The sequence below is a fragment of the Streptomyces sp. NPDC007189 genome (genome assembly GCF_040703635.1).
Classification (GTDB): domain Bacteria; phylum Actinomycetota; class Actinomycetes; order Streptomycetales; family Streptomycetaceae; genus Streptomyces.
The window spans coordinates 145,607-168,163 of the sequence record NZ_JBEYEY010000008.1 but is presented as its reverse complement, the minus strand read 5'-3'; the positions used below and the strand labels follow the sequence as shown (position 1 = coordinate 168,163).

The window sequence follows — 22,557 nt, the reverse complement described above, 5'->3', positions numbered from 1 at the left end:
CTCTCCGTGCGGGTCACAGGTCCAGGACGAGGCGGTCGGAGGCGCAGCGGGAGACGCAGATCATCATCGTCTCGCCGGCGGCGTGCTCGGCCTCGCTGAGCAGGTGGTCGCGGTGGTCGGGGGTGCCGGCGAGGACGCGGGTCTCGCAGGAGCCGCAGATGCCGTCGCGGCAGGAGGAGGTGACGGCCAGGCCGGCGTTCTCGGCGGCCTCGAGGATGGAGGTGCCGGCGTCGACGGTCAGGGTCATGCCGGAGGAGCGGCACTCGACCTCGAAGGCGGTGTCGTCGTCGCGCGGGGCGGACGCCGGTGCGGCGAAGCGTTCGATGCGCAGCCGGCCGGCCGGGCAGGCCTCTTCGGCGGCCTTCAGCAGCGGTTCGGGGCCGCAGCAGTACACCAGGGCATCATCCGGGAGATCCCGCAGGGCGGCCGCCAGGTCGATGTGGCCCTGCTCGTCCTGCGGTACGACGGTCACCTCACCGGCGGTCAGCGCGGCCAGTTCGGCGCCGAACGCCATGGTGGCGCGGGACCTGCCGCCGTGGACGAGCCGGTAGGGCACCTGGTCCCGGTCGGCCTGGCGGGCCATCGCCAGGATCGGGGTGATGCCGATGCCGCCGGCCAGGAACACGTAGAAGGCTGCGGGTTCCAGGGCGAAGCGGTTGCGCGGGCCGGTCACGCGGACGCTCTGGCCGGGGCGCAGCCTGGTGTGCACGTGCCGTGAACCGCCGCGCGAGGACGGCTCGTCGAGGATGCCCAGGCGGTAGGTGGTGAGGTCGGCGGGGTCGCCGCACAGGCTGTACTGGCGCACGTGCCCGCCCGTGTGCAGGTCGAGGTGTGCGCCCGGCGTCCAGGCGGGCAGCGGCTTGCCCTCGGGGTGGACCAGGTCGACGGAGAGGACGCCGTCCGCCTCCCAGGTCATGCGGCGGACGAGAAGGTCGAGTTCGTGTTCGCGGTCGGCGGTCATGGCGGTGGCCTCCCTACGCGGTGGGGATCGAGACGGGCGGGGTGAACGGGTGCTTCATCGGGCCGAGCGCGTCGAGGTCGACCTCGACGAGGGTCGGTCCGTCGGAGGCGAGGGCGGCCCGCAGGACCGGTGCGGCGTCGGCCTCGGTCGCGATGCGTGCGTAGGGCAGGGCGCAGGCGGCGGCCAGCGACGCGAAGTCCGGGGTGAACAGGTCGACGCCGGAGCGGCGTTCGCCGTACCTGTCCTGCATGTTGCGCAGCACCCCGTAGCCGCCGTCGTTGAAGACGATCAGGGTCAGGCGGGGGCGTTCCTGGGCGACGGTGAGCAGTTCGCCGAGGTGTACGGCGAGCCCGCCGTCGCCGGCGATGACGACGGTCGGCTCCTCCGGCCGGGCGAGCGCGGCGCCGATGCCCATGCCGAGGCCCTGGCCGATGCCGCCGCCGCGCGGGAAGACGTTGGCGCGCGGGTCGTGGATCGGCAGGAGCCGGTTGCCCCAGGACGAGGAGGGGATGGTGACGTCGCGGGCGACGACCGCGCCGCGCGGCAGGGCGGCGGCGAGCGCGTCGCACACGGCGGCCTGCGGGCCGATGTTGTCGTTCAGGGCGGCGCGTACGTCCTCGCGGACCGCGGTGACACGGGCCGACCAGTCGGCGTCGGCGCGTACGGCCGTCTCGGTCAGCGCGGGCAGGACGGCGGCCGCGTCGCCGTGCAGGGCGTGGCGTGCCGGGTACACCCGGCCGAGCGCGGCCGCGTCGAGGTCGATCTGGATGTGCGCGGCGGGCAGCTTCAGCGTGTAGTCGGCGGTCTCGTTGGAGCGGAAGTGGGTGCCGATGGTGAGCAGCACGTCGGCGTCGGCGAGCAGGGCGCGGCCGGCCGGGGTCGTGGCGAAGTTGCCGACGACCAGCGGGTGGTCCTCGGGGACGCTGCCGCGGCCGGAGTTGGAGGTGAGCAGGCCGGCACTGGTGGCCTCCAGCAGGGCGAGCAGCTCCCCGCGTGCGGTGGTGGCGCCGCCGCCCGCCCAGATCAGCGGGCGGCGGGCGGAGGCCAGCAGTTCGCGGGCGGCGTCGAGGGCGGCGGGGTCGGGCACCGGTGGGGCCGTGGCCGGGAGGGGTTCGCCGTCGTCGTGCTGGGCGGCGTACTGCAGGTCGATGGGCCACTCGATGCTCGCCGGGCCGCCGGGCGCGGTGAGCGCGGCGGCCGACGCCTCCCGCAGCAGCCTTCCTGCGTCCCGCGGAGAGGTGACGGTGGCCGCGTACGCCGACACGGCCCGCAGCATGCCGAGCTGGTCCTTGGTCTCGTGGATGAAGCCGCGTCCGCTGCCGAGGTACGCCGACTCCACCTGGCCGGTGACGTGCAGGACGGCCGTGCCGGACGACAGGGCCTCGATCAGGGAGCCGGCCGCGTTGCCCGCGCCCGTGCCGGTGGAGGTCAGGGCGCAGCCGATGGAGCCGCGGGCCCGGCCGTAGCCGTCGGCGGCGTTGACGGCGGTGGCCTCGTGGCGCACCGGCACGAACCGCAGCTCGCGGTCGACCGCCTCGACCAGCGGCAGGTTGTGCACCGACACGATGCCGAAGACGGTGTCGATGCCGAGGGACTTGAGATGGGCGACGAGGAGATCGCCTCCGTTGTCGTACTGCCCGTGGTGCATGGGGAGGCTCCTCACAGGATGCCGCGGCCGACTCCGCCGCAGACGTCGATGCTGGTACCGGTGATGTAGGAGGCGCGCGGGGAGAGCAGCGTGACGACGGCGTACGCGACCTCCTCGGCGCGGCCGAGCCGGCCGAGGGCGATGCCGCGGTCGGCGGCCAGCTCGGCCTGCCACTCCTCGTAGGTGAGGCCGCTGTCCGCGGCGGCGTGCCGGCGGGTCCACTGGCCGGTGTCGATCAGGCCGAGGCAGACGGAGTTGACGCGGATGCCCTCGGCGGCGAGTTCCTGGGCGAGGGACTTGGAGAGGTTGAGGGTGCCGGCCCGGGCGGCGCTGGTGGTGATCAGCCGGGTCTCGGGCTGCTTGGCGAGCACCGCGTTGATGCTGACGACCGACGCGGCGTCCGAGGCCCGCAGGTAACTACGGGTCGCGGCAAGGGGGTTGAGGACACCCGCGAACTTCAGCTCCAGCTCGTCTCGCCAGTCCTCGGCGGTGGTGTCGTCCAGGCGTTTCATGCGCGACTGGCCCGCGTTGTTGACCAGGCCGTCGAGGCGGCCGCCGAAGTGGGTGGCGGCGGCGTCGGCGAAGCGGCGTACCGCGTCGGCGTCGCGGACGTCGCAGACGCCGGTGAACAGCCGGTCGGGTCCGGCGCCGAGCCGGGCGGCGGCCTTGGCGAGACGGTCGCCGTCGCGTCCGCACGTCGCGACGCGGGCGCCTTCGCCGAGCAGGGCGCGGACCGTGGCCAGGCCGACGCCGGAACTGCCTCCGGTGACCAGTACCGTGCGGTCGGCGAGGCCGAGATCCATGACGTACTCCTTGCAGACAGATCCAGTGGTGCGGGTGGGGGTTCAGCGCATGGTGAATCCGCCGTTGACGGCGATCACCTGTCCGGTCAGGTAGCGGGACTCCTCGCCGAGCAGGAAGGAGACCAGGCCGAGGAGGTCCTCGGGCTGCTGCGGCCGGGAGATCGCCCGGTTCGTGGCGTAGAGGGCGCGGCGCTCGGCCGGTACGGTCGCGGTGGCCTCGACCTCGGTGAGGCCCGGGGCGACGGCGTTGACGGTGATGCCCTGCTCGCCCAGCTCGCGGGCCATGCCCCGGGTGAGGGCGATGACCGCGCCCTTGGAGGCGATGTAGTGGGCCAGGCGCGGCGAGCCGTACAGGGCGGCGTCGGAGGCGATGTTGACGATGCGGCCGGGGCGGGTCATCAGCGGCAGCAGGTGCTTGGCGACCAGCCAGGGGCCGCGCGCGTTGACGGCCATGAGCCGGTCCCAGACCTCGACGTCGATGTCCTGGAACTCCTTGCCGCCCACTCCGTTGGCGAGGGCCGCGTTGTTGACCAGGCCGTACACGAGGCCGGAGGTGGCCAGCCGGTCGGCGAGCGCGGCGACCGAGGCGGGGTCGGCCACGTCCAGCGGGACGAACCGCGCGTCTCCGCCGGCCGCGCGGATCGTCTCGGCGGTCCGTGCGCCCCACTCGGTGTTCAGCTCCGCGACCACGACCCGGAAGCCGTCCGCCGCCGCCCGGCGGGCCATGGCCTCCCCCAGGCCACGGCCCGCCCCCGTCACGACGACGGTGCGCCGGGCCGACGGCTCAGTCACGGGTGACGCCGTACAGCGGCGAGTACTCGGGGTACGTCGGCACCTGCGGCTTCTGCGTGCCGATGATCACGCAGAACAGGGCGTCGGTGTCGCCCTCGTTCTTCAGCGAGCGGGTGACGCCGGCCGGCACCACGATCATGTCGCGGTAGCCGAGGGTCCGGTACTCGACCTCGTCGGGGCCGCGGTGGATGCCGACGCGGACCTTGCCCTCCAGGACGAAGAACGCCTCCTCCACGTCGTGGTGGGTGTGCGCGGGGCCCTCGGCGCCGGGCGGCAGCAGCATGTTGGAGAAGGTGAAGCCGCCGGAGGGGATGATCCGGTTGTCGTTCTCGTGGTTTCCGGTGGCGCCCGAGCCGACGTAGCGGATCTGCGCGCGCTTGTACTGCGGGCCGGCCTTCTCCTGGAAGGACAGGGTGTTCCAGTCGGGCTCCCGGGAGTCCTTGGTGGCGATCAGGGAGTCGGTGTACCTGGCGAGGTCGCCGCCGTTGTCGTACTCGGTGGTGGTCAGAGGCATGGTGTGTCAGTCCTTCCGGTGGGCCGTGCGGTGGTCGGTGGCGATGTGCAGATGCGACAGGAGCCAGGCGTTGACACGCTCGGGCTGCTCCTGGTTGGCCAGGTGACCGGCGTCCTTGACGATCACGTACGCGGTCTTGTGCAGACCGCCGGCCAGGACCTGTGAGCTGCCGGGACCGGTGATGTGGTCCCGGTCGCCGCACAGGACGAGGGCGGGCGCGGTGATGCGGTGCAGTTCGCCGCGCAGGTCGGTGGCGGCCATGGCCTCGGCCGCGTATCCGTAGCCGGGCAGGCGGATCGAGGCGGCCATGGTGGCGGTGACGCGCTCGACCAGCTCCGCGGGCGCGTCGGCGGACACCAGACGCGGGGCGCGGGCGGCGGCGAAGGCCTCCGGGCCGAGCCGGGCCAGCTCGTCGGCGCGGGCGCGCATTCCGGCGGCCTTCTCGGGATCCGTGCCGGAGCCGGGGGTGGAGTCGACGACCATCAGCGATGCGACGAGGTCCGGGTGGCGCACGGCGAGCCGCAGGGCGATCACGCCGCCCCAGGACACGCCGAGGACATGGGCGCTGCCCCCGCGCGCGCGAATGACCTCGGCCGCGGCGTCGGCGTAGTCGTCCATCGTCAACGGCCCTTGCGGATCGGCCGACTTGGCGTATCCGGGGGCGTCCCAGGCGACCACCCGGAAGCCGGCGCTCAGGGCAGCGAGCTGGGGTGCGAAGGCAGCCGAGGAGGATCCGATGCCGTGCAGGCACAGCACCAGCGGGCCGCTGTGGCCTGCTTCCTCCAGGTGGAGTCCGCCGATGTCGTGGGCGCTCACAGGATGTGCCCCGTCCGTCCGGCGAGCGCGGCGAGCGAGCGCAGCACCGCGTACGGGACGACCTGGCTGGTGGCCGGGTTGGCGGTGTCGGGCAGGTGCCGTACCTCGAAGCGGTAGGAGCCGTGCGCGCCGCTGGCCTCGATCACGTGGGAGGTGTGCCGGGCCGCCGGGTCGGCGACGACGCTGACACGGACCGCGTCCGGGTCGCCTATGGCGAGGGCCACGGAGGCGGCGACGTTGGTCGACTTGGGGAACTTGGCCGGGACGTCCCGGGCGGTGCCCGCCATCACCTCCACCGGCCCGCCGGCCGACCGCATCCGGGAGAGCAACTCCTCGTCCATCCAGGGCTGTTCGAGGGTGGAGGGCAGCTTGGTGGTGGTCAGGCGGACCTCGTCCAGGGGGCCCATGGCACGTGCGGCCTGCAACAGGTCGAGGCCGCCGACCGCGCCGCCGGTGAAGTAGACGCGGCCGGGTCCGGTGTGCAACAGCCGCTTGGCGAGGTCGTCGTCGGTGAGGGCGCCGGTGGAGGCGACGAGCAGGTCGGTGCCGGAGGCGAGGATCGTCTCGCCCCACTCGCGCACCACGCCCTGCCCGGCGGCCTCCACGATCAGGTCGCAGTGGTCCAGGGCCTGTTCGACGGCGTACTGCGGGACGGGCGCCGAGTCCCCGAGGGGCCGGTTGTCGACCACGCACACCAGCTCGGCGCCGGGGATCTGGCCCGCGGCGAGCGCGCCGCCGACGACGCGGCCGATGGCGCCCCAGCCGATGAGGCCGATACGGCGCGGGGCGGGGGTGCTCATGCGGGGACTCCTTCGGCATCGAGGGGCGGGACGACGGGGCTGCCGTCGGGGGTGCCCGCCATGTGGGCGCGGATCAGCTTGGACGGCGGCCCGGCGGTGCCCCACACGTCGGACAGTTCGGGGGTGCGCCGCCACACCTTGCAGATCCAGGTGTCCTCGACGACCTGGGCGACCTCCGAGGTGTACTCGCACACCAGGCCCGTGGGGTCGGTGAAGTAGGAGAAGGTGTTGTTGCCGGGCCCGTGCCGTCCGGGACCCCACTGCGGGGTGATGCCGTGGTGGCGGAGGCGGCCGAGACCGCGCATGAAGTGGTCGACGGAACTCATCTCGTACGCCACGTGGTTCAGCGACACCCACGGCGCCTGGTTGAAGGCGATGCAGTGGTGGTCGGCGTTGCAGCGCAGGAACGCCATCTGGTGCTCGGACCAGTCGGAGACGCGCAGGCCGAGGACGTCCTGGTAGAAGGCCACCGAGGCGTCGATGTCGGGGGTGTTGAGCACGGCGTGGGTGACACCCACCGGCACGGCGGCGTCGCCTCCGCGGGCCGCGACCGCCCAGGTCTCGGCGGACAGTTCGATCAGCCGGCCGTCGATGTCGTGGAACCTGAGGCCGTAGCCGCCGCCCACCTGGTCGAGCGGTCCGGGACCGGTGACCGGGGTGATGCCGCGTGCTTCGAGCCGGCGTGCCGCCTCGTCGATCTCGGCGGGGGTGGCGACGGCGAAGGCGAGCCGTCCGAGGCCGATCCGGTCGGCGCGGGTGAGCTGCAGGGCGTGGTGCTCCTCGCCGGTGCCGCGCAGCCAGCTCGCGCTGTGCTCGGACTCGACGACCTCCAGTCCCCACACCTCTTCGTAGAAGTCGGTCGCCTCGGCGAAGTCCGGGGTGAGCAGTTCGACCGAGCGCAGCGCGCGCAGGCGGGCGATCGGCGGACGAGGGGGGTGTGTCATGGTGAGGTCTCCGGGGGTGCGTCAGTTGGCCCAGGGCAGGGGAGTGGTGTCGGTGCCCCAGTACAGGGACTTCTGCCGCTGGTAGGCGCGGATGAGGTCGCGGCCCTTCTCGGTGCCGAGGCCGCTGTCCTTCATCCCGCCGAACGGGGTGGAGATGGAGAACTGCTTGTAGGTGTTGATCCAGACGGTGCCGGCCTCGATGCGGCGGGCCAGCCGCCAGGCGGCGCGGGCGTCGCGGGTCCAGATGCCGCAGGCCAGCCCGTACACGCTGTCGTTCGCCTGCCGTACGAGGTCGTCCTCGTCCTCGTACGGGAGCGCGACGAGGACGGGGCCGAAGATCTCCTCCTGGCAGACCCGGGCGGAGTTGGGCAGGTGGTCGATGACGGTGGGCAGGTAGAAGGCGCCGGCGGTGTACTCCGGGCCCTCCGGGGCGGCGCCGCCGCACAGGACGCGGCCGCCCTCCGCGCGGGCGAGGTCCACGTAGGCGGCGACCGCGTCGCGGTGGCGGTGGTGGACGAGCGGGGCGACCTGGGTGCCGGGGTCGGTGCCCGGTCCGACGCGCAGTTTCCGCACCCGCTGGACGAGTTCGCCGAGGAAGGAGTCGTACAGCGACCGGTGTACGAAGAGCCGCGATCCGGCGATGCAGGACTGGCCGCTGGAGGAGAAGACGCCGTACATGACGCCGGCGAGGGCCTGTTCGACGTCGGCGTCCTCCCGGACGATCGTCGGTGACTTGCCGCCGAGTTCCAGGGAGGCGGGGACGAGTTTGTCGGCGGCTGCCCGGGCGATGTTCCGGCCGGTGGAGGTGCCGCCCGTGAATCCGATCCGCCGTACCAGCGGATGGGTGACGATGGCGTCCCCGACGACGCTGCCCTTGCCCGGCAGCACGGACAGCAGCGCGGTCGGCAGGCCCGCCTCGGTGAGGGCACGGTGGACCAGGCGGCCGAAGACGAGGGAGACCAGCGGCGTCCACTCGGCGGGTTTGAGCAGGACCGCGTTGCCGCCGGCGAGAGCCGGGGCGACCTTCTGCGCGTCGGAGGCGATCGGCGAGTTCCACGGGTTGATCGCGCCGACCACGCCGATCGGCTCGTGCACGCTCATGGTGACGTAGGGGCCGCGGGCGGGGGTGAGGGAGTCCTCGGCGGTCTCCAGCGCGGCCGCCGTGTAGCGGAAGGTGCCGGCGGCGCTGACGGCGAGCGCGCGGGTCTCGGTGAGGGTCTTGCCGGTGTCGGCGGTCTGCAGCGCGGACAGCTCGGCGGCGTGCTCCTCGATCAGGTCGCCGATCCGGTGCAGGACGCGGGCGCGCTGGTGGGGCAGCAGGTCGCGCCAGGCGGGCGTGGCCGCGGCGTCGGCGGCGGCGCGGGCCGCCTCGTCGACGTCGGCGGGCGAGGCGGCGTGCACGGTGGTGATCAGGGCGCCGTCGGCCGGGTTCACGGTCCGTATCGGCCTGCCCGCGCCGCGCCGGAACCGGCCCGCGATGAGGATCTCGTCGGCTGGGATGCGCGGCATGGCGAAACCTCCGGACAGGGGTGGGTACGGGAAACCTCCGCAGGCGGCCGGCTCATGGGCCGGGAGCCGCAATGACGAAGTGCTCGAAATCTAAGGGCTTAAATATATGCGCCGCAAGGGGTGGCGCCCGGCAACTTTTTCCTCCCGGCTGACGCCCAACCCTTGACGACCCCCGACGTGCAGGGGATAGAACCTAAGCACTAAGAGATTCAGCCCTTACTGATAAGGGTCGGTCCGATCGGGCCGGCAGCCAGTTCTGCCGGCGCAACCCGGGCCTCCGTCCCCACCGCCGTCCCCACCCCGTCCCTCACCGCCACGCGTACGCTGGGCCGGCCCGGCCCCGCCCCGCACGGCCCGAACCCTCCCGCGCGCACCCTGCTCGTCCCCGACACACCGCGCGGGAGCCGGAGGACCCCTCTATGACGATCGACGCCCCTCATGCCGCCGCGGGCCGCCACCCGGACAGCGCGGCGCTCGCCGCCGCCATCGGCGCCCGCTTCGAGCGCCTGCCCCTGTGCCGCTGGCACGTCACCGTCCGCCTCGTCATCGGCGCGGTGACCTTCTTCGAAGCCTTCGACCAGCTCCTCATCGCCTATGCCCTGCCCCAGCTGCGCGCCGCGTGGCACCTCGGCACCGGGCAGACCACCGCCCTGATGACCGTCGGCTCGGTGGGCATGCTCGCCGGCGCGCTGCTGTCCGGCCGCCTGGCCGACCGCGTGGGCCGGGTGAAGGTCATCGCGGTCTGCATCGCCGTGTCCAGCCTGTGCAACCTGGCGCTCACCCTGTGCACCTCACCGGCACCGTTCATGGCCGCCCGGTTCGTCCAGGGACTGGCCATCGGCGGTGAGGTGCCGGTCGCGGCCACCTTCATCGCCGAGATCACCCGCACCCACCAGCGGGGGCGCTTCGTCCTGCTGTACGAGCTGGTGTTCCCGGCCGGTCTGACGGCGTGCGCGCTGCTCGCCTCGTGGCTGGTGCCACTGTTCGGCTGGCGCTGGATGTTCGGGCTCGCCGCGATCCCCGGCGTGCTGTGCCTCGTCGTCGCCCGATACGTGCCCGAGTCGCCGCGCTGGCTCGCCGACCACGGACGTCACGAGCAGGCCCTCGACACCATGGCCGCGATCGAGAAGAAGGTCGAGAAGATCACCGGCGGCCCGCTCCCCGAACCCGTACCCTCGGCCCCTGTCACGCACCGGACCGCGGGCAAGGGCGGCCTGCGCGAACTCCTCTCCGGCCGCTACCGCAAGCGCACCCTGGTCGTGGGCGTCCTGTGGTTCGCCGGCTACTTCGTCAACTACGGCATCACGTCCTGGCTGCCCACCATCTACCGCACCCACTTCCACCTGGGCCTGTCCACCGCGCTCGGCTACTCCACCGTGACGTCCTGCGCGGGGCTGGTCGGCTGCCTCGCCGTGGCCCTGACCGTCGACCGCGCCGGCCGCCGCCGCACGCTCATCTGGTCCCTGGGCGCTTCCGCCGCCGTCCTGCTGCTCCTCGGCCTCCTCTCCGCCGGCTCCGCAACGGGCGTGCTGATCTGGACCTCGCTGGGGAGCGTCTTCCTCTTCGGCGCGAACATCTGCCTGTACCTGTACACCCCCGAACTGTTCCCCACCCGCATGCGTGCCCTGGGAGCGAGCGTCGGCGGCGCCCTCAACCGCGTCGGCGTCATCCTCGGCCCGATCGTGGTCGGCGCGGTCTACGCGGACGGCGCGCTCGGCACCGTCTTCGTGACCCTGGCTGTAGTGGCCCTCGCCGGATCGGTCATGGCGGCGGCGGGCGCGGAGGAGACGAGCGGACAGCGGCTGGAGGACGTGGCGCCGTGAACAGGCCGCGCGTCTGAGCGGTCACAGGCGGAGGGCAGGAGGTGAGATCGAGCGTGCAGCACGGCATACATCCACCTGCAGTCGATACGAGCCCTGCCCGCGAACGGGTTGTGCGCTCGCATCCCCTCCGCCGTAAGGACCTCTATGCAAGCCATTACTGTGCGGGACCGTAACGCCGGCCTTGCCGGGATGTCGCTGACGGACATGCCCTACCCCCATGCGGCCGAGAACGACGTCATCGTGCGGGTGCACGCCGCCGGCTTCACCCGTGGCGAGCTGGACTGGCCCGCCACGTGGACCGACCGCGCCGGCCGCGACCGGACGCCGAGCGTGCCCGGGCACGAGCTGTCCGGTGTCGTCGCCGAGCTGGGGTACGGCACCACCGGCCTGAGCGTCGGACAGCGGGTGTTCGGCCTGGCCGACTGGGCCCGTAACGGCACGCTCGCCGAGTACACCGCGGTGGAGGCCCGCAACCTCGCTCCGCTGCCGGCGGACATCGGCCACACCGTGGCCGCCGCGCTGCCGATCTCGGGGCTGACCGCCTGGCAGGGGCTGTTCGACCACGGCCGCCTCACCACAGGCCAGACGGTCCTGATCCATGGTGCCGCCGGCGGCGTCGGCTCGATCGCGGTACAGCTCGCCCACGAGGCCGGCGCCCGCGTCATCGGCACCGGGCGGGCCTCCGACCGGGACAGGGCACTCGCACTCGGCGTCGACACCTTCATCGACCTGGACAACGAGAAGCTGGAGGACGCCGGCGAGGCCGACGTCGTGTTCGACGTGATCGGCGGCGACATCCTCGACCGCTCGGCCGCCCTGGTCCGCCCGGGCGGCACGCTCGTCACCATCGTCATGCCGCCCAAGGTCCGGCCCAAGGACGGGCGGGCCGTCTTCTTCGTCGTCGAACCCGACCGCGCCCGGCTCACCGATCTCGCCGCGCGGGTGAGGGACGGCCGGCTCAAGCCGGCCGTCGGCGCTGTGCGGCCGCTCGCCGAAGCACCCTCCGCCTTCGCGCCCGGCACGCACAGCCCGGGCAAGACGATCATCCGCGTCACGGAAGACTGAACAGGAGACCGATCATGATCGGAATGCGATTCGCCGGGGGCTTGCTGGCCGTCACCACGCTGGCCGCGGCCACGGCCTGCTCGACCTCGGACCAGCCCGCCCACACCGAAGGGACGACCGCGGCCGCGGCGTCTCCTGCGGCCATGGCGTCGACACGCCCCACCGAAACCCTCAAGCCGCTGCTCCAGCAGGCCCTTCCGAATGTGAGGGGCAAGACGTTCACCTCGGTGATCGTCGACTTCCCACCCCACGCACGCGCGATGCCGCACCGGCACGGCCAGGCATTCGTCTACGCCTACGTCCTCCAGGGCACCGTGCGCAGTCAACTCGCCGGGAAGCCCGTGACCACCTACCACCAGGGCGACAACTGGGTCGAGCCGCCGGGCGCCCACCACGTCCTCACCGAGAACACCAGCCGGACCGAACGGGCCAAGCTCCTGGTCGTCTTCGTCTCCAACACCGGAGCAAGGCTCAAGGTCGACGACCCGGCGTCGTAGCCCGCAGCAACGCGGCGGGCGGCGACGGAACCAGCCGGGACGGCGAGGACCGTGTCACGGACGTCGCCGATGAGGCTCATTCGGAGATGACGAGGGGTCGGGCTCGGGTGGGTAGGTCAGGTGCCCGTGCCGGACCCGCGCGTGCCTGTCCAGGACCGCGGGCTTCGCGGTCGTGATCGACATGATGTGCACGACCTCCACCCCGGCGGCGATCAACGCGTCGGAGATCAGCCTGCGATGGCAGCGCCAGGGAACCGCCTCGCTGCACATGATCGCCGGCCGTTCCCGCTCGGCCAGCTCGAGCAGCTCGTCAAGGCCCTCCGCGAACTCATCACCGGCCATGTAGTCGGCATAGTCACGGAAGGCCTTGACCCGCCATGCGCCGTTCTCGCTCGGCACGCCCCCGGGAGTGTGCCGCCGGCCGCCGAGCTTCGGAATCCACCGGTATGCGATGTCGGGAGGCAGCGCGTCGGTGATCGCGGCTTGGTTCCACTGCGGGAACTTCCGGGACGACGGGAAGGAACGGACGTCGACCAGGCAGGTGATCTCGTTGTTCCGCAGCATCTCCAGCATCTCGCCGAAGTCGCGCGTCGAGTGCCCCACGGTACAGACACGGTTCGCCATCCTGCCGCCTCGCCCAGGTCAGTCCTTGCCGGGGATGGCATCGACAGTGATGCCCAGCCGGGCGGCCACGGTCGTGAGGGAGGTTCCGAGGGGGAGCGCGACCCGAGTGAGGGCATGCCGGTCTCCCCGGGTGGGGTCCCGGTTGACGATCACGACCGGCTTGTCGGCCTGGGCCGCCTGGCGGACGAACCGGAGCCCGGACATCACCGTCAGCGAGGAACCCAGGACCAGCAGCGACGCCGCCTCACGGACGAGCTCGCGGCAGTGCTCGACCCGCTGAGGCGGAACGGCTTCGCCGAAGAAGACCACGTCCGGCTTGAGGATGCCGCCACAGATCGCGCAGGGCATCACACGGAAATCCCCGACCTGTTCGTCCGTGAGGTCGGCGTCACCGTCCGGGTTGATCCCGGCGGCCACCGGCTCGAAGCCCGCGTTGGCCTCCTCCAGCCGCCGGGCGAGTTCACTGCGGGGGCTGGAGTCGCCGCAGGAGAGGCAGACGACCCGGCCCAGGCTTCCGTGGAGCTCCACGACACCCTCACTGCCGGCGGCCTGGTGCAGGCCGTCGACGTTCTGGGTGATCAGCCCCGAGAGCAGACCGTGCCTCCCGAACGCGGCCACCGCCCGGTGCCCGGCGTTGGGGCGGGCACGGCCGAAGGTGCGCCAGCCGAGGTGGCTGCGCGCCCAGTACCGGCGTCGGGCCCGGGCGCTCGCGGTGAACTCCTGGTACGTCATCGGAGTGTGCCGGCCCAGGCTCCCGCCCTCGCCCCGGTAGTCGGGGATGCCCGACTCCGTGGAAATGCCCGCCCCACTGAGGACCAGGACACCTCCGGTGCTCAGCACCTCGGCGACCGGCTCCAGATCCGTGGTGCCCGGCGGCAGGGCCTCCGTAGGGGTCCAGCTCAGGGTGGGGCGCATGCGCATGCGCCCAGGGTACGGAACGAGGGAGGCGGCGAGGAACGGGGCCCGATCCCGGCGTCCCCGACCCCCGCCGCGGGCTGTCCAAGAAGCCGCCCGGCGTCGCCCTTGCGGTAAGGAGCTCGCTTTCCGGGTCTAACCACACGTCAGTGTCGGCTTCGCCCAGTCGCCGTGGTCGTTGCCGTTGCCGTCGTCGGCGTCTCCGACCTTGAGGTCGACGACCTGGGCGCCGCTGACGTCGACGTCGATCGGCAGTGCGGCCTGTTTGCCGCGGATCGTCGGTGTGGTCACCAAGGTCTTGCCGTCGGCGATCACGGAGAAGGTCACCGTGCCGGCACCGCCTGTCTCGTCGTCGACGCCGACGTCCGCTGTCAACCGCGAGCACTGCCCGCCGAGGTACAACTCGACGTCGCTGACCGAGTTGGTGCCGAGGCCCTTGGCGTAACCGACGCCGGCGATGCTGATCGGACGGCCGTCCCCGGCGGCCTGCTCGCCGACACTGGTGTCGCGCTCGACCGGACCCCACCCGTTGGTGGACGACAGGAACGGCAGATCGCTCAGGGCGCTTTTCCCGGCCGGCGGAGCCGGTGGGATCCCGCCGACGATGCGCTCGTCAGCGTCGGCGGACCGGCGTCCGTTCTGCAGGTAGTGCACCGTGGCGGTGAGCGCGGAGGCGGATGGCAGCGTTCCGGTCGGCGGCTGGACCACCCAGGTGAAGGTGGCCGATGCGCCCGGTTGCAGGCGCTTGACCGACGTGGGGCTCGTGGCATGCGCGCTCCAGCCGTCGGGCGTGGAGAGCGAGGCCGTCAGCCGGGATGCAGACGGCCGGTCCTTCGGCACCTGGACCGTCGCCTCGGCCGTGAAGGACCGTCCTGACTGTGCGGTGTCCGGCACGTCCAGGGTGACATCCGCTCCCGGGCGCTTCGGCATGGCGTACTTGTGGTGGTCGTAGCCGGGGCTGTCGTTCTGCGCGACGTGCAGGGACGAGGCGTAGCTGCCGTAGTCGACGAGCGAGACCTTGCCGAGCCCGCCGGTGCTGCCGTCCAGGTTCCACACGGCGATGGCGATGGTGTTCCGGCCGTTCGGGTGCAGGATTCCGTTGGGGACCGGGAAGGTGTGCTGCGGGCCGAGGTAGTTGACGTAGTTGCCGACCTGCCATCCGTTCACGAAGATCGTGGCACGGTACTTGCGTGACGGGTCGTCGGTGAACGTCAGCCCGAGCGAGGTGTCCTGGCCGTGCGGCAGGTCCAGGCCGGCGTCGGTGCGGTACCAGGAGACCCCGGGGCGGGTGTCGGTCGTCGGCAGCGACACCTGGTTCCAGGTGCCGTCCGGGTAGCCCGGCAGGGACCAGCCGGCTCGCTCGCCGTACAGGCCGCCCGTCGAGAGCGGTCCGCGCACCGGGTCCTGCAGGTCCTCGCCGCCCCGTACGCCCTGCAACCGCCAGGTGACGGTGGTCAGCGGCGCCCCGACGAGGGAGGCGCTGGTCAGGCCGCGCGCGGTCTTGTTGCCGTTGGTCGAGTTGTAGTCCTCCTCGTGCCCCATGTTCACGGTGAGCACGGAGACGACGTTGTCCCCCTTGGACTTCACCGAACCGGCCGGGAAGGCGAAGTCGGCGCTGCCTGTGGTGGAGCTGCCCAGGAACGTGCCGTTGAGCCAGGCGGAGAACGCCTGCGCCTTTCCGCCGGAATCCGAGACCAGGTGGACGCCGGTCTCCTTGCCGGTGGCGCGGAAGCGGCCGCGGTACCAGGTGTTGCCGGTGTGGAACCCGTAGTCGTCCGCGTAGAGCACCGGCAGCGAGTTGACGCCGGAGACGCTGTTGGTGGTCGTCTTGTCGGCCACCTGCCAGCCGGAGTCGTCGAAACCGGGGGCCGCTTCCGGGGACTCCTCGGCGTGCTTCCAGTCCGTCAGCGTCGGCAGGTGGATCGGCGCGGCCACCGGGATCGTCCCGGTGAGGCTCCTTGTGCCGGTGGCCCGGGTGTCCACTGCCCTGCCGTTCCAGGTGACGTGGTCGGCGGAGGTGAACACCTCGATGTTCTTGTCGTCGGCGTTGTCGCCGCTGAGCGCCACGGTGTGGCCGCCGTCCGCGCTGGTCGCCGTCCGCAGCAGGTGGGAGCCGCGCACGAGCACCGGGCCGGTCGCCGTGTCCTGACGCCAGAAGGTCTCCGCCGTCGCCTTGTCGCCGGCGAGCAGCAGCAGCGGGTGCGATCCGCCGCCGGTGATGCCGATGCGGATCAGGCCCTTGTGCGTGTAGTTGAGCCGAAGGTCACCGGTGGCCGCGTCCCACGTGGTCGTGACCGTGCCGCCGCTGCTGGTCACGGTGGGCCTGGAGGAGTAGCGCAGCACGGTCTCGCCGTCGCTGTCCGAGTCGCCGTAGAGCACGGCGACGTCCCGGTTGCCGATGGTCGCCTGGGTCATGATCTCCGACGTCGAGTACTGCAGCTGCGAGTCCCCGAGCCGGTAGTTCGCCACGATCACGTGCGAGTCGCGCCCGTCGAGCGTGATCGCGGTCCCGGGCTGCTGCGGTACCACCGGGTAGGTCGGCGTCGCTGTCTCGGCCGTCGGCACGTCGATGGCGTCGATGGACACGTAGTCGTCCGTGGACCCCGAGCTGTGATTCCCGTTGACGACGATCTTCAGCGTGTGCGCGCCGGGCGTCAGACCGGTCTTCTGGAAGATCACCGCCTGGCTCTCGCCGCCGGAGTCGTCGACCGTCGTCACCTTGGTGCCGTCGAGATAGACGTCGGCGTAGCCGTGGTTGTCGGTCTTGGAACCGATCCAGCGGATCGCGGTGCCGTCGAAGGGGACGGTGACCGAGTCGCCGGCCTTGTTGGAGAACGACTCGGTGTGCTTGTAGTCGCCGCCGGTGTAGCTCTGGTCGGCCACGTGCGACCACGAACCGGCGTACTGCAGCGCGGAGTCGGGGTCGTCCCAGGTGTAGGTGGTGTCCGCGGACGGCTGGGCGTTGAAGTCGAGCGAGATGTGGGTCTTGTCGACCGCCGTGGACGTGGAGTTGCCGTGCCGCAGGACGTGGAACTGCGTCTTGGTGTCGGGGTTCATCCGCGCGGTGTCGACGACCGAGGAGTCGTCCGGCGGTACGGCCCTGATCGCCTCGGTCTTGGTCAGCGGGGCGACCGACTGCGTGAAGTAGCCGATCAGCTTGTCCTCGTAGTACTTCGGATCGAGCTGGCGGTTCTCGCGGATCGCGGCTCCGTAGTCGTACGACGTGTAGTTCTCCGGCATGCCCAGCCAGCCCCAGTTGGTGCCGCCGTAGGTCATGTAGAAGCTCTGCGCGGTGGCGCCGACGGCTATGTTCTGCTTGTAGAAGACGTTGGCGAACCGGTCGTTGATGAGCTGGGCGCACTTGTCGTAGCCGGGTCCGCCCCAGGGGTCGAAGGCGCCGCCCTGGAACTCGGGCGAGTACAGCGGCTTGCCGGCCGGGTGGTCGTAACTGATGTCCGGGACGCCGTTCCACTTCGAGGGGTTCGAGCAGTTGAAGCCCTGCGGGTAGGAGTCCGGTCCGTCCACGTCCAGGGCGCCGGTACCGGAGTTGAAGGTGCCGTTGTTGTTGCCGGTCAGCGGGACCGTGATGCCGTCGGCGCGGGCCTTGTCCTCCAGGTGCTTCATGTAGGAGCGGCCGGCGGCCGAGCCGTTGTAGTACTCGTTCTCGACTTGGTAGGCGATGACCGACCCGGTGCCGTTGGTCAGCTGGTGGCGGGCGATGATCCGGTCGATCTGGGTCAGCCACTCGTCCGCGTACTCCAGGAACTGCGGGTCGTCACTGCGGTTGTGCCCGGCCTTGGTGGTCATCCAGCCGGGCAGGCCGCCGCCGTCGACCTCCGCGTTGATGTACGGCGCCGGGCGCGCGATGACGTACAGCCCGGCCTCCTGGGCCATGTCGAGCAGCTTGTCGACGTCACGCACGCCGCTGAAGTCGTACACGCCCGGCTTCGGCGAGTGGTATCCCCAGTCGAAGTACAGCGAGGTGGCGTTGAACCCGGCGGCCTTCATCTTCTGGAAGATGTCGCGCCACAGGTCCGGACTGGGGAGCCGGAAGTAGTGGAACTCGCCGGACCAGAGGTAGGTGCGCTTGCCGTCGACGAGGAACGAGTAGCCGTCGATGCTCACCGTGTGCGCCTGCGGACTGGCGGCCGACGCGGCGGCGGATGCCCGCCCGCCGGCGTCCTGTGCCGCAGCGGGCGCCGTCATGCCCGTGACGAGGGCGATCGTCGCCGCTGCCGCGAGGAGCGCACTCCGTCGGCGAGGGCGACCGGGTCTTTCCACCTCTGGGCCGATCCGATGACTCCGCACTGCGGCCTCCATAAGGACTGAGTAATCAGCACCAAACAGACTCAGGCAAAGTCGAACAGTAAAGCGCCACAAGCCTCACCACAATGGGGCGGGACGAAACAGTCGAGACGACAGAGGCCGGCCTGCAAGCCGTAGCGCTGGGCGGGGTTGACGAGACGTCAGTGGTTACGTTGTCGAACGGCACGGAACGGGCGGGAGGACACGGCGCGCACCGTGATGTGCAGGAAATTGGGTGCCCCCCGAGTTCATGGAACCGGAAGTCGCGCTCGTCACCGCAGGTGTCGAGTACGACGTCCTCGGTATCGGGGTATGCGGACATCTCCGACAGGGACCGCCAGGACATCGGCGCCCTGCACCCCCGCCCGCAACTTCAAGCGGCGCATCTTCGCCACTTTCACCGAGGGCATCCGGTCCAAGCCGTCTGCATACGAGTCCGCGCGGCACAGCCGGTCGGCGTGCGAGGATGCTGCAACCAACGACGGCGCGGCCGGTGCCGGACGGTGACCGCCCACAGGCCGGCCCCGGCGCGTCGGTCAGAGGAACTGCCACAGGTGGTCGGCGGTGCCGTTGTCGTCGTACTGCACCACCTGCGCGCTGTTCTCGGTCGACATGCGGTCGACGCCGAGCACCTTGCCGCTGTTCTTGTTGCGGATGCGGTACCAGCCGGTGCCGTCCTCCACCAGGCTCCACAGATGGTCGCCCGTGCCGTTGTCCTCGTACTGCACGACGATTGCGCTGTTCTCGGTCGACATGCGGTCCACGCCGAGCACCTTGCCGCTGTTTCCGTTGCGGATCAGGTACCAGCCGTCGCCCTTGTCGACGAGCTGCCAGGCGTGATCACCGGTTCCGGTGTTGTCGAACTGGACGACACGTGCGCTGTTCTCGGTCGACATGCCGTCCACGGCGAGGACCTTGCCGCTGTTCTTGTTGAGGATCCTGCGGAAGGGCGGCTCCGGGACCCACCTGCGGCCGTCGGCCGCCACCACGGGGAAGGAGGTGATGCGCAGCCGTGCCGCGCCCATCGGGACGAGAGAGACCGTCTCCACCGGGGAGTCGCTCGCGGCGGGCCCGTCCTGGAGCGGGGCGACGACGTGCTCGTCGTCCGCGATCCACTCGGGGATCCGCCGGGCCCGGGCGGAGATGCGCAGCGGCGTGGCGTCGTGCGTGAAGGGCTGGTCCGGTACGTCGCCGGCGACCTGGGTGACACTGAGCTCCGTGTCCGCGAGGAGGCCGTAGTTCCACGGTGTCGTCGCGTGGACCTCGTAGGAGGGGAAGGCGTCGTCTCCCGCGTAGCGGTCGTAGCGTTCGCCGATCTGGAGGGAGTAGGTCAGCGGGCCCCGGTCGACACTGACGGCGTGGTGCTGGTCGGGCCACTGCCGAAGCCGGGCGTGGTGAGGCAGCCGCAGCAGGACGACGTCGCCGTCCTTCCAGGTGCGCTGGACGCGAGCCCAGGAGGGGCCGCCCTGGACGGGGACCGGTGTGCCGTTCACCCGTAGTTCAGGATCCGTGCACCAGCCGGGCACCCGCATCCGCAGCGGAAAGGACACGGGACGGGGCGTGGACAGGGTCAGGGTGACCGTGTCCGTGAAGGGGTAGCCGGTCTCCTCGGTGAGCGTCACCGTCGTGCCGTGGCCGACCTGGGCTCGGACCGTGCTCGGGGCGTACATGGCGGCGGCCAGGCCCTTGTCGGGAGAGGCGAGCCAGAGTTCCTCCGTGAAGTACGGCCAGCCCATGCCGTAGTTGTGCGGGCAGCACCGGTACTGGTCGACGCCGGCCTGGAACGCCTGCATGGCGAAGCCGTTCTGGAACTGCCCTTGCGTCTTGGGCCGGTTGTCCAGGTCGATGCTGTTGGCGCTGGTGATGTAGTGGGTCGACTTTCCTTCGGGGTCGAGGGCGGCCGGCAGCATGTTGAAGGCCAGTTCCTCGCAGCGGTCGGCCCACACGGGGTCGCCGGTGATCCGGGTGAGCAGTTCGTGGCTGGCCATGAACTCGACGATGCCGCACGTCTCGAAGCCCTGCCGGGGGTCACCGAACCCGGGCCGGTAGTTCTCGTCACCGGCCATCCCGCCGCCCGGGAACCGGCCGTACACGCCTATGACGGCGTCGTAGGCGCGATAGGTCGCCTGGACGAGGTCGGCAGACCCGGCCAGCTGTGCGTACTGGGCGGGCTCCCGGAACCCCTGGGCGATGTTGACGTTGTGGCGGGTCGGTGTCGGGCCCGTCCAGTCGACGCCGTAGGCGTGCATCTTGGCGGCCAGGTCGAGCAGAAAGCTCTCCGTGGTGCGGCGGTACAGCCAGGTGACGACATCGAGGCCGTCGCCCCAACGGTAGGAAACCCAGCTGGAGTCGAAGGCGCCCGGCCCCTGCGCGTTCATGAAGTGCAGGAAGCGGGTGATGAACGGCAGCACGCGCTGGTCCCCGGAATACTCCTCATGGGTGCGGAGGGCCTGCAGCAGCGGCAGGAAGGGCCAGAAGTCGGGGCCCCCGTTCAGCGAAGTGCGCAGGGCGCGAGGCCCGAAGAAGCCGTCGCTGTCCTGGGTCGCCAGGATCGCGTCGACCCAGGTGCGCGAGCGTGCCAGCGCGGTCTTGTCGCCGGTGGCGATCGCCAGCGGCAGGTAGCCGCGCAGCCAGTACGGCACTTCTTCCCAAGCGCCGTTCTCGGGGTGCACCCAGCCGGAGGAGGAGAAGTCGAGGAAATGGGATATGCGCTCGTACTGGCCGCACAGACCGCCGAGTTGGAGCCTGAGCTGGCCGGCCAGCCAGCCGCGCGCGGTGACGCTGCCAGGGGGAAGCTTCTCGAAGCGGTCGGGCACCGGGCCCGCGGCGCTCGGGCCGGGCGCCGCCTGCGCGGCAGGGGCGAACGGCATGCCGAGCGCCGAGGCACCCAGCCCCAGGGCGCCCGCACCGAGGATCGTTCTTCTGCTGAGGGACATACGGTCGACCTGCCTTCCGGCGTTCGCGGGGCCGGGTGGTGGTGTGGGTATGGCTTTGAGGTCTCCTCCCGGTTCGCGGTGCACCGTTGCGGCGTTGCGTACAACGTTGGAAGAAGCGTGGCGTAGGCATGACAGCACGGCCGGGTCCGTCTGTCCAGAGCCGCGGTGCGGTGCCGACTGCATCGGTGAACCTGCGTATGGCAACAGGCTGTTGGCCGTCTCCAGCGCCCAACACCGTGGTGCTGAGGCGGTCGACGGGTGCAGTGGTTTTCAGTCAGTGACGCGTTCTGGGGTCAAAGGACCAGACCAAGTATTGACATGACCATGCTCTCATCTCGATGATCCTGCACACCGCCCGGCTCGCCGAGGGCGCGACTTCGCGTGGCCCGGTCGCCGTTGGCCGGCCAGCCCGCCGCGCACGCCTTCGCGAATCGGCCCCCACATTTCTCCGACAACGTTGTCGGAGTCCCAGGAGGTAAACGTTGTCAACGCTTCGTGGAGGGCATTTGGCCGCCCTCGCAGCAGTGATCGCGTCCGTTGCGCTGGCCGCCCCCCAGGCCTCCGCCAGCCAGGCTCCCGCCTCATCGGCGCGCGTCAGCGCCGTACAGCAGGCCGCAGCCCTGAAGTTCTGGACCCCCGACCGCCTGGCGCACGCCGTCGACCTCGACGCGGCGGCTCCCACGGCCGCCGGGCGGCACGGCAGTGCCGTCGGCACACCCGGCCACCTCGCCAAGCCCTTCTCCGTTCCGGCGGCGATGCCCAGAACCGACCGGGCCCGCGACCGTGTCGGCCATACGGCGCACATCGCGGCCTCCGCACCGCAGCGCTGGACCGGTGGCGGCCTGATCTCCACCACCGCAGGCAAAGTCTTCTTCACCAACCCGAAGAACGGCGGCACGTACGCCTGCAGTGGCGACGCGGTGAACAGCGGCAACAAGTCCGTGGTGGCCACGGCGGGCCACTGCGTCGTGGACACGGACGGCACCGCGTACACGAACTGGGTCTTCATCCCCGGTTACGACCACGGCAACCGCCCCTTCGGCACCTTCGCCGCGACGTCGCTGCACTGGGAACCGCAGCGCATCGGCGACTCGGACGCGGCCTGGGACGCGGCCTTCGCCACGGTCGGCACGGTGAACGGCCGCAGGCTGGTGGACACGGTGGGCGGCGAGGGCATCGGCTTCGACCAGACGCCCGGACAGTACGTGTACTCGTTCGGTTACGGCGGCTCCGCGGCCGAGGGAGGCGGCGAGCAGATGAACTGGTGCGCCGGAACGGAGGTCTTCCAGAGCGGGCACGCCGGCGGCGGCATCTGGGGGATCGACTGCGTGCAGACGGGCGGCTCCAGCGGCGGCCCCTTCCTGGCCCGCTTCGACACCGGCAACGGCACCGGCATGCAGATCGGCAACATCAGCATCGGGGCCGGCGACTACGAGTACCACCCGTACTACGGCAAGGAGGCCGCGGGCGCATACAACGAAGCGGGTTCCTGAGCCCCGAGGGCGCACTGGCCGATGAGCGGCGCCGCGCCGGACGACAAGGGTGACCAACTCGCTGACCAGCAGTCCCCAGCTGCCAGGTGGCCGGCTGCCCGAGCACGGTGCG

General features: G+C 71.3%; 17 protein-coding genes and 1 pseudogene. 5 read left to right on the top strand and 13 right to left on the bottom strand.

Translation table 11 applies throughout. The annotated features are described in order from the left end of the window. Positions 1 to 13 precede the first annotated feature (13 nt). The 9 genes from AB0950_RS18725 to AB0950_RS18685 are packed head-to-tail and all read right to left on the bottom strand — an operon-like array spanning position 14 to position 8,787. Positions 14 to 961 (bottom strand): PDR/VanB family oxidoreductase, encoded by a 948-nt coding sequence (locus tag AB0950_RS18725; protein ID WP_366778979.1) that lies wholly within the window; start codon positions 959 to 961, stop codon positions 14 to 16. 13 nt (positions 962 to 974) lie between these two features. Then, positions 975 to 2,609: a thiamine pyrophosphate-binding protein gene (locus tag AB0950_RS18720; protein ID WP_366778978.1), complete on the bottom strand. Its 1,635-nt coding sequence runs from the start codon at positions 2,607 to 2,609 to the stop codon at positions 975 to 977. 11 nt (positions 2,610 to 2,620) lie between these two features. After that, on the bottom strand, positions 2,621 to 3,412 hold the full coding sequence (locus AB0950_RS18715; protein WP_366778977.1) for an SDR family oxidoreductase: 792 nt from the start codon (positions 3,410 to 3,412) through the stop codon (positions 2,621 to 2,623). Positions 3,413 to 3,454: 42 nt separating this feature from the next. Next, positions 3,455 to 4,204, bottom strand: coding sequence for an SDR family oxidoreductase (locus AB0950_RS18710; protein ID WP_366778976.1), 750 nt, complete (start codon positions 4,202 to 4,204; stop codon positions 3,455 to 3,457). Next, entirely contained in the window at positions 4,197 to 4,718 is a 522-nt protein-coding gene (locus AB0950_RS18705) for a cupin domain-containing protein (RefSeq protein WP_360158433.1), read from the bottom strand. The genes AB0950_RS18710 and AB0950_RS18705 overlap by 8 nt, the downstream gene beginning before the upstream one ends. 6 nt (positions 4,719 to 4,724) lie before the next feature. Further along, entirely contained in the window at positions 4,725 to 5,534 is an 810-nt protein-coding gene (locus AB0950_RS18700) for an alpha/beta fold hydrolase (RefSeq protein ID WP_360158430.1), read from the bottom strand. After that, positions 5,531 to 6,334, bottom strand: a complete 804-nt coding sequence (locus AB0950_RS18695; protein ID WP_366778975.1) for an aspartate dehydrogenase domain-containing protein — start codon at positions 6,332 to 6,334, stop codon at positions 5,531 to 5,533. Before AB0950_RS18695 ends, AB0950_RS18700 begins: the two co-directional genes overlap by 4 nt. Next, complete coding sequence (locus tag AB0950_RS18690; RefSeq protein WP_360158424.1) at positions 6,331 to 7,278, bottom strand: VOC family protein; 948 nt, start codon at positions 7,276 to 7,278, stop codon at positions 6,331 to 6,333. The genes AB0950_RS18695 and AB0950_RS18690 overlap by 4 nt, the downstream gene beginning before the upstream one ends. Before the next feature lie 21 nt (positions 7,279 to 7,299). Continuing rightward, positions 7,300 to 8,787 (bottom strand): aldehyde dehydrogenase, encoded by a 1,488-nt coding sequence (locus AB0950_RS18685; RefSeq protein ID WP_366778974.1) that lies wholly within the window; start codon positions 8,785 to 8,787, stop codon positions 7,300 to 7,302. Positions 8,788 to 9,206: 419 nt separating this feature from the next. On the opposite strand from AB0950_RS18685, the gene AB0950_RS18680 reads away from it, so the two are divergent. The 3 genes from AB0950_RS18680 to AB0950_RS18670 all read left to right on the top strand — a co-directional run bounded on the left by AB0950_RS18680 (position 9,207) and on the right by AB0950_RS18670 (position 12,172). Next, a complete protein-coding gene (locus tag AB0950_RS18680; RefSeq protein ID WP_366778973.1) occupies positions 9,207 to 10,610 on the top strand; it encodes an MFS transporter in 1,404 nt (467 codons plus the stop codon). 144 nt (positions 10,611 to 10,754) lie between these two features. Further along, entirely contained in the window at positions 10,755 to 11,675 is a 921-nt protein-coding gene (locus AB0950_RS18675; RefSeq protein ID WP_366778972.1) for an NADP-dependent oxidoreductase, read from the top strand. Positions 11,676 to 11,689: 14 nt separating this feature from the next. Then, positions 11,690 to 12,172, top strand: a complete 483-nt coding sequence (locus tag AB0950_RS18670) for a cupin domain-containing protein (protein ID WP_366778971.1) — start codon at positions 11,690 to 11,692, stop codon at positions 12,170 to 12,172. A 54-nt stretch (positions 12,173 to 12,226) separates the two neighbouring features. Here the strand turns inward: AB0950_RS18670 and AB0950_RS18665 are convergent, their stop codons facing one another. From AB0950_RS18665 to AB0950_RS18655, 3 genes are all read right to left on the bottom strand, one after another. Next, a complete protein-coding gene (locus AB0950_RS18665) occupies positions 12,227 to 12,796 on the bottom strand; it encodes a DUF488 domain-containing protein (RefSeq protein ID WP_360158409.1) in 570 nt (189 codons plus the stop codon). 18 nt (positions 12,797 to 12,814) lie between these two features. Then, positions 12,815 to 13,717, bottom strand: coding sequence for an NAD-dependent protein deacetylase (locus tag AB0950_RS18660; RefSeq protein ID WP_366778970.1), 903 nt, complete (start codon positions 13,715 to 13,717; stop codon positions 12,815 to 12,817). 129 nt (positions 13,718 to 13,846) lie between these two features. Continuing rightward, on the bottom strand, positions 13,847 to 17,917 hold the full coding sequence (locus tag AB0950_RS18655) for a beta-galactosidase (RefSeq protein WP_366778969.1): 4,071 nt from the start codon (positions 17,915 to 17,917) through the stop codon (positions 13,847 to 13,849). 340 nt (positions 17,918 to 18,257) lie between these two features. Here AB0950_RS18655 and AB0950_RS18650 point away from each other — a divergent pair. Further along, positions 18,258 to 18,439, top strand: a pseudogene (locus AB0950_RS18650) (diguanylate cyclase); the annotation flags it as partial. Between the two features lie 113 nt (positions 18,440 to 18,552). Here the strand turns inward: AB0950_RS18650 and AB0950_RS18645 are convergent. Continuing rightward, on the bottom strand, positions 18,553 to 20,952 hold the full coding sequence (locus tag AB0950_RS18645) for an RICIN domain-containing protein (RefSeq protein WP_366778968.1): 2,400 nt from the start codon (positions 20,950 to 20,952) through the stop codon (positions 18,553 to 18,555). A 524-nt stretch (positions 20,953 to 21,476) separates the two neighbouring features. On the opposite strand from AB0950_RS18645, the gene AB0950_RS18640 reads away from it, so the two are divergent. Further along, positions 21,477 to 22,445 carry a hypothetical protein gene (locus tag AB0950_RS18640; protein WP_360572020.1) on the top strand — a complete coding sequence of 323 codons (969 nt, stop codon included), beginning with the start codon at positions 21,477 to 21,479 and terminating at the stop codon, positions 22,443 to 22,445. Positions 22,446 to 22,557 lie beyond the last annotated feature (112 nt).

Bases quoted from the DNA above. Each gene is read 5' to 3' on its own strand.
- AB0950_RS18705 (WP_360158433.1), bottom strand. From the start codon at position 4,718: ATGCCTCTGACCACCACCGAGTACGACAACGGCGGCGACCTCGCCAGG.
- AB0950_RS18715 (WP_366778977.1), bottom strand. From the start codon at position 3,412: ATGGATCTCGGCCTCGCCGACCGCACGGTACTGGTCACCGGAGGCAGT.
- AB0950_RS18680 (WP_366778973.1), top strand. From the start codon at position 9,207: ATGACGATCGACGCCCCTCATGCCGCCGCGGGCCGCCACCCGGACAGC.
- AB0950_RS18675 (WP_366778972.1), top strand. From the start codon at position 10,755: ATGCAAGCCATTACTGTGCGGGACCGTAACGCCGGCCTTGCCGGGATG.
- AB0950_RS18660 (WP_366778970.1), bottom strand. From the start codon at position 13,717: ATGCGCATGCGCCCCACCCTGAGCTGGACCCCTACGGAGGCCCTGCCG.
- AB0950_RS18720 (WP_366778978.1), bottom strand. From the start codon at position 2,609: ATGCACCACGGGCAGTACGACAACGGAGGCGATCTCCTCGTCGCCCAT.
- AB0950_RS18655 (WP_366778969.1), bottom strand. From the start codon at position 17,917: ATGACGGCGCCCGCTGCGGCACAGGACGCCGGCGGGCGGGCATCCGCC.
- AB0950_RS18665 (WP_360158409.1), bottom strand. From the start codon at position 12,796: ATGGCGAACCGTGTCTGTACCGTGGGGCACTCGACGCGCGACTTCGGC.
- AB0950_RS18695 (WP_366778975.1), bottom strand. From the start codon at position 6,334: ATGAGCACCCCCGCCCCGCGCCGTATCGGCCTCATCGGCTGGGGCGCC.
- AB0950_RS18685 (WP_366778974.1), bottom strand. From the start codon at position 8,787: ATGCCGCGCATCCCAGCCGACGAGATCCTCATCGCGGGCCGGTTCCGG.
- AB0950_RS18725 (WP_366778979.1), bottom strand. From the start codon at position 961: ATGACCGCCGACCGCGAACACGAACTCGACCTTCTCGTCCGCCGCATG.
- AB0950_RS18690 (WP_360158424.1), bottom strand. From the start codon at position 7,278: ATGACACACCCCCCTCGTCCGCCGATCGCCCGCCTGCGCGCGCTGCGC.
- AB0950_RS18670 (WP_366778971.1), top strand. From the start codon at position 11,690: ATGATCGGAATGCGATTCGCCGGGGGCTTGCTGGCCGTCACCACGCTG.
- AB0950_RS18645 (WP_366778968.1), bottom strand. From the start codon at position 20,952: ATGTCCCTCAGCAGAAGAACGATCCTCGGTGCGGGCGCCCTGGGGCTG.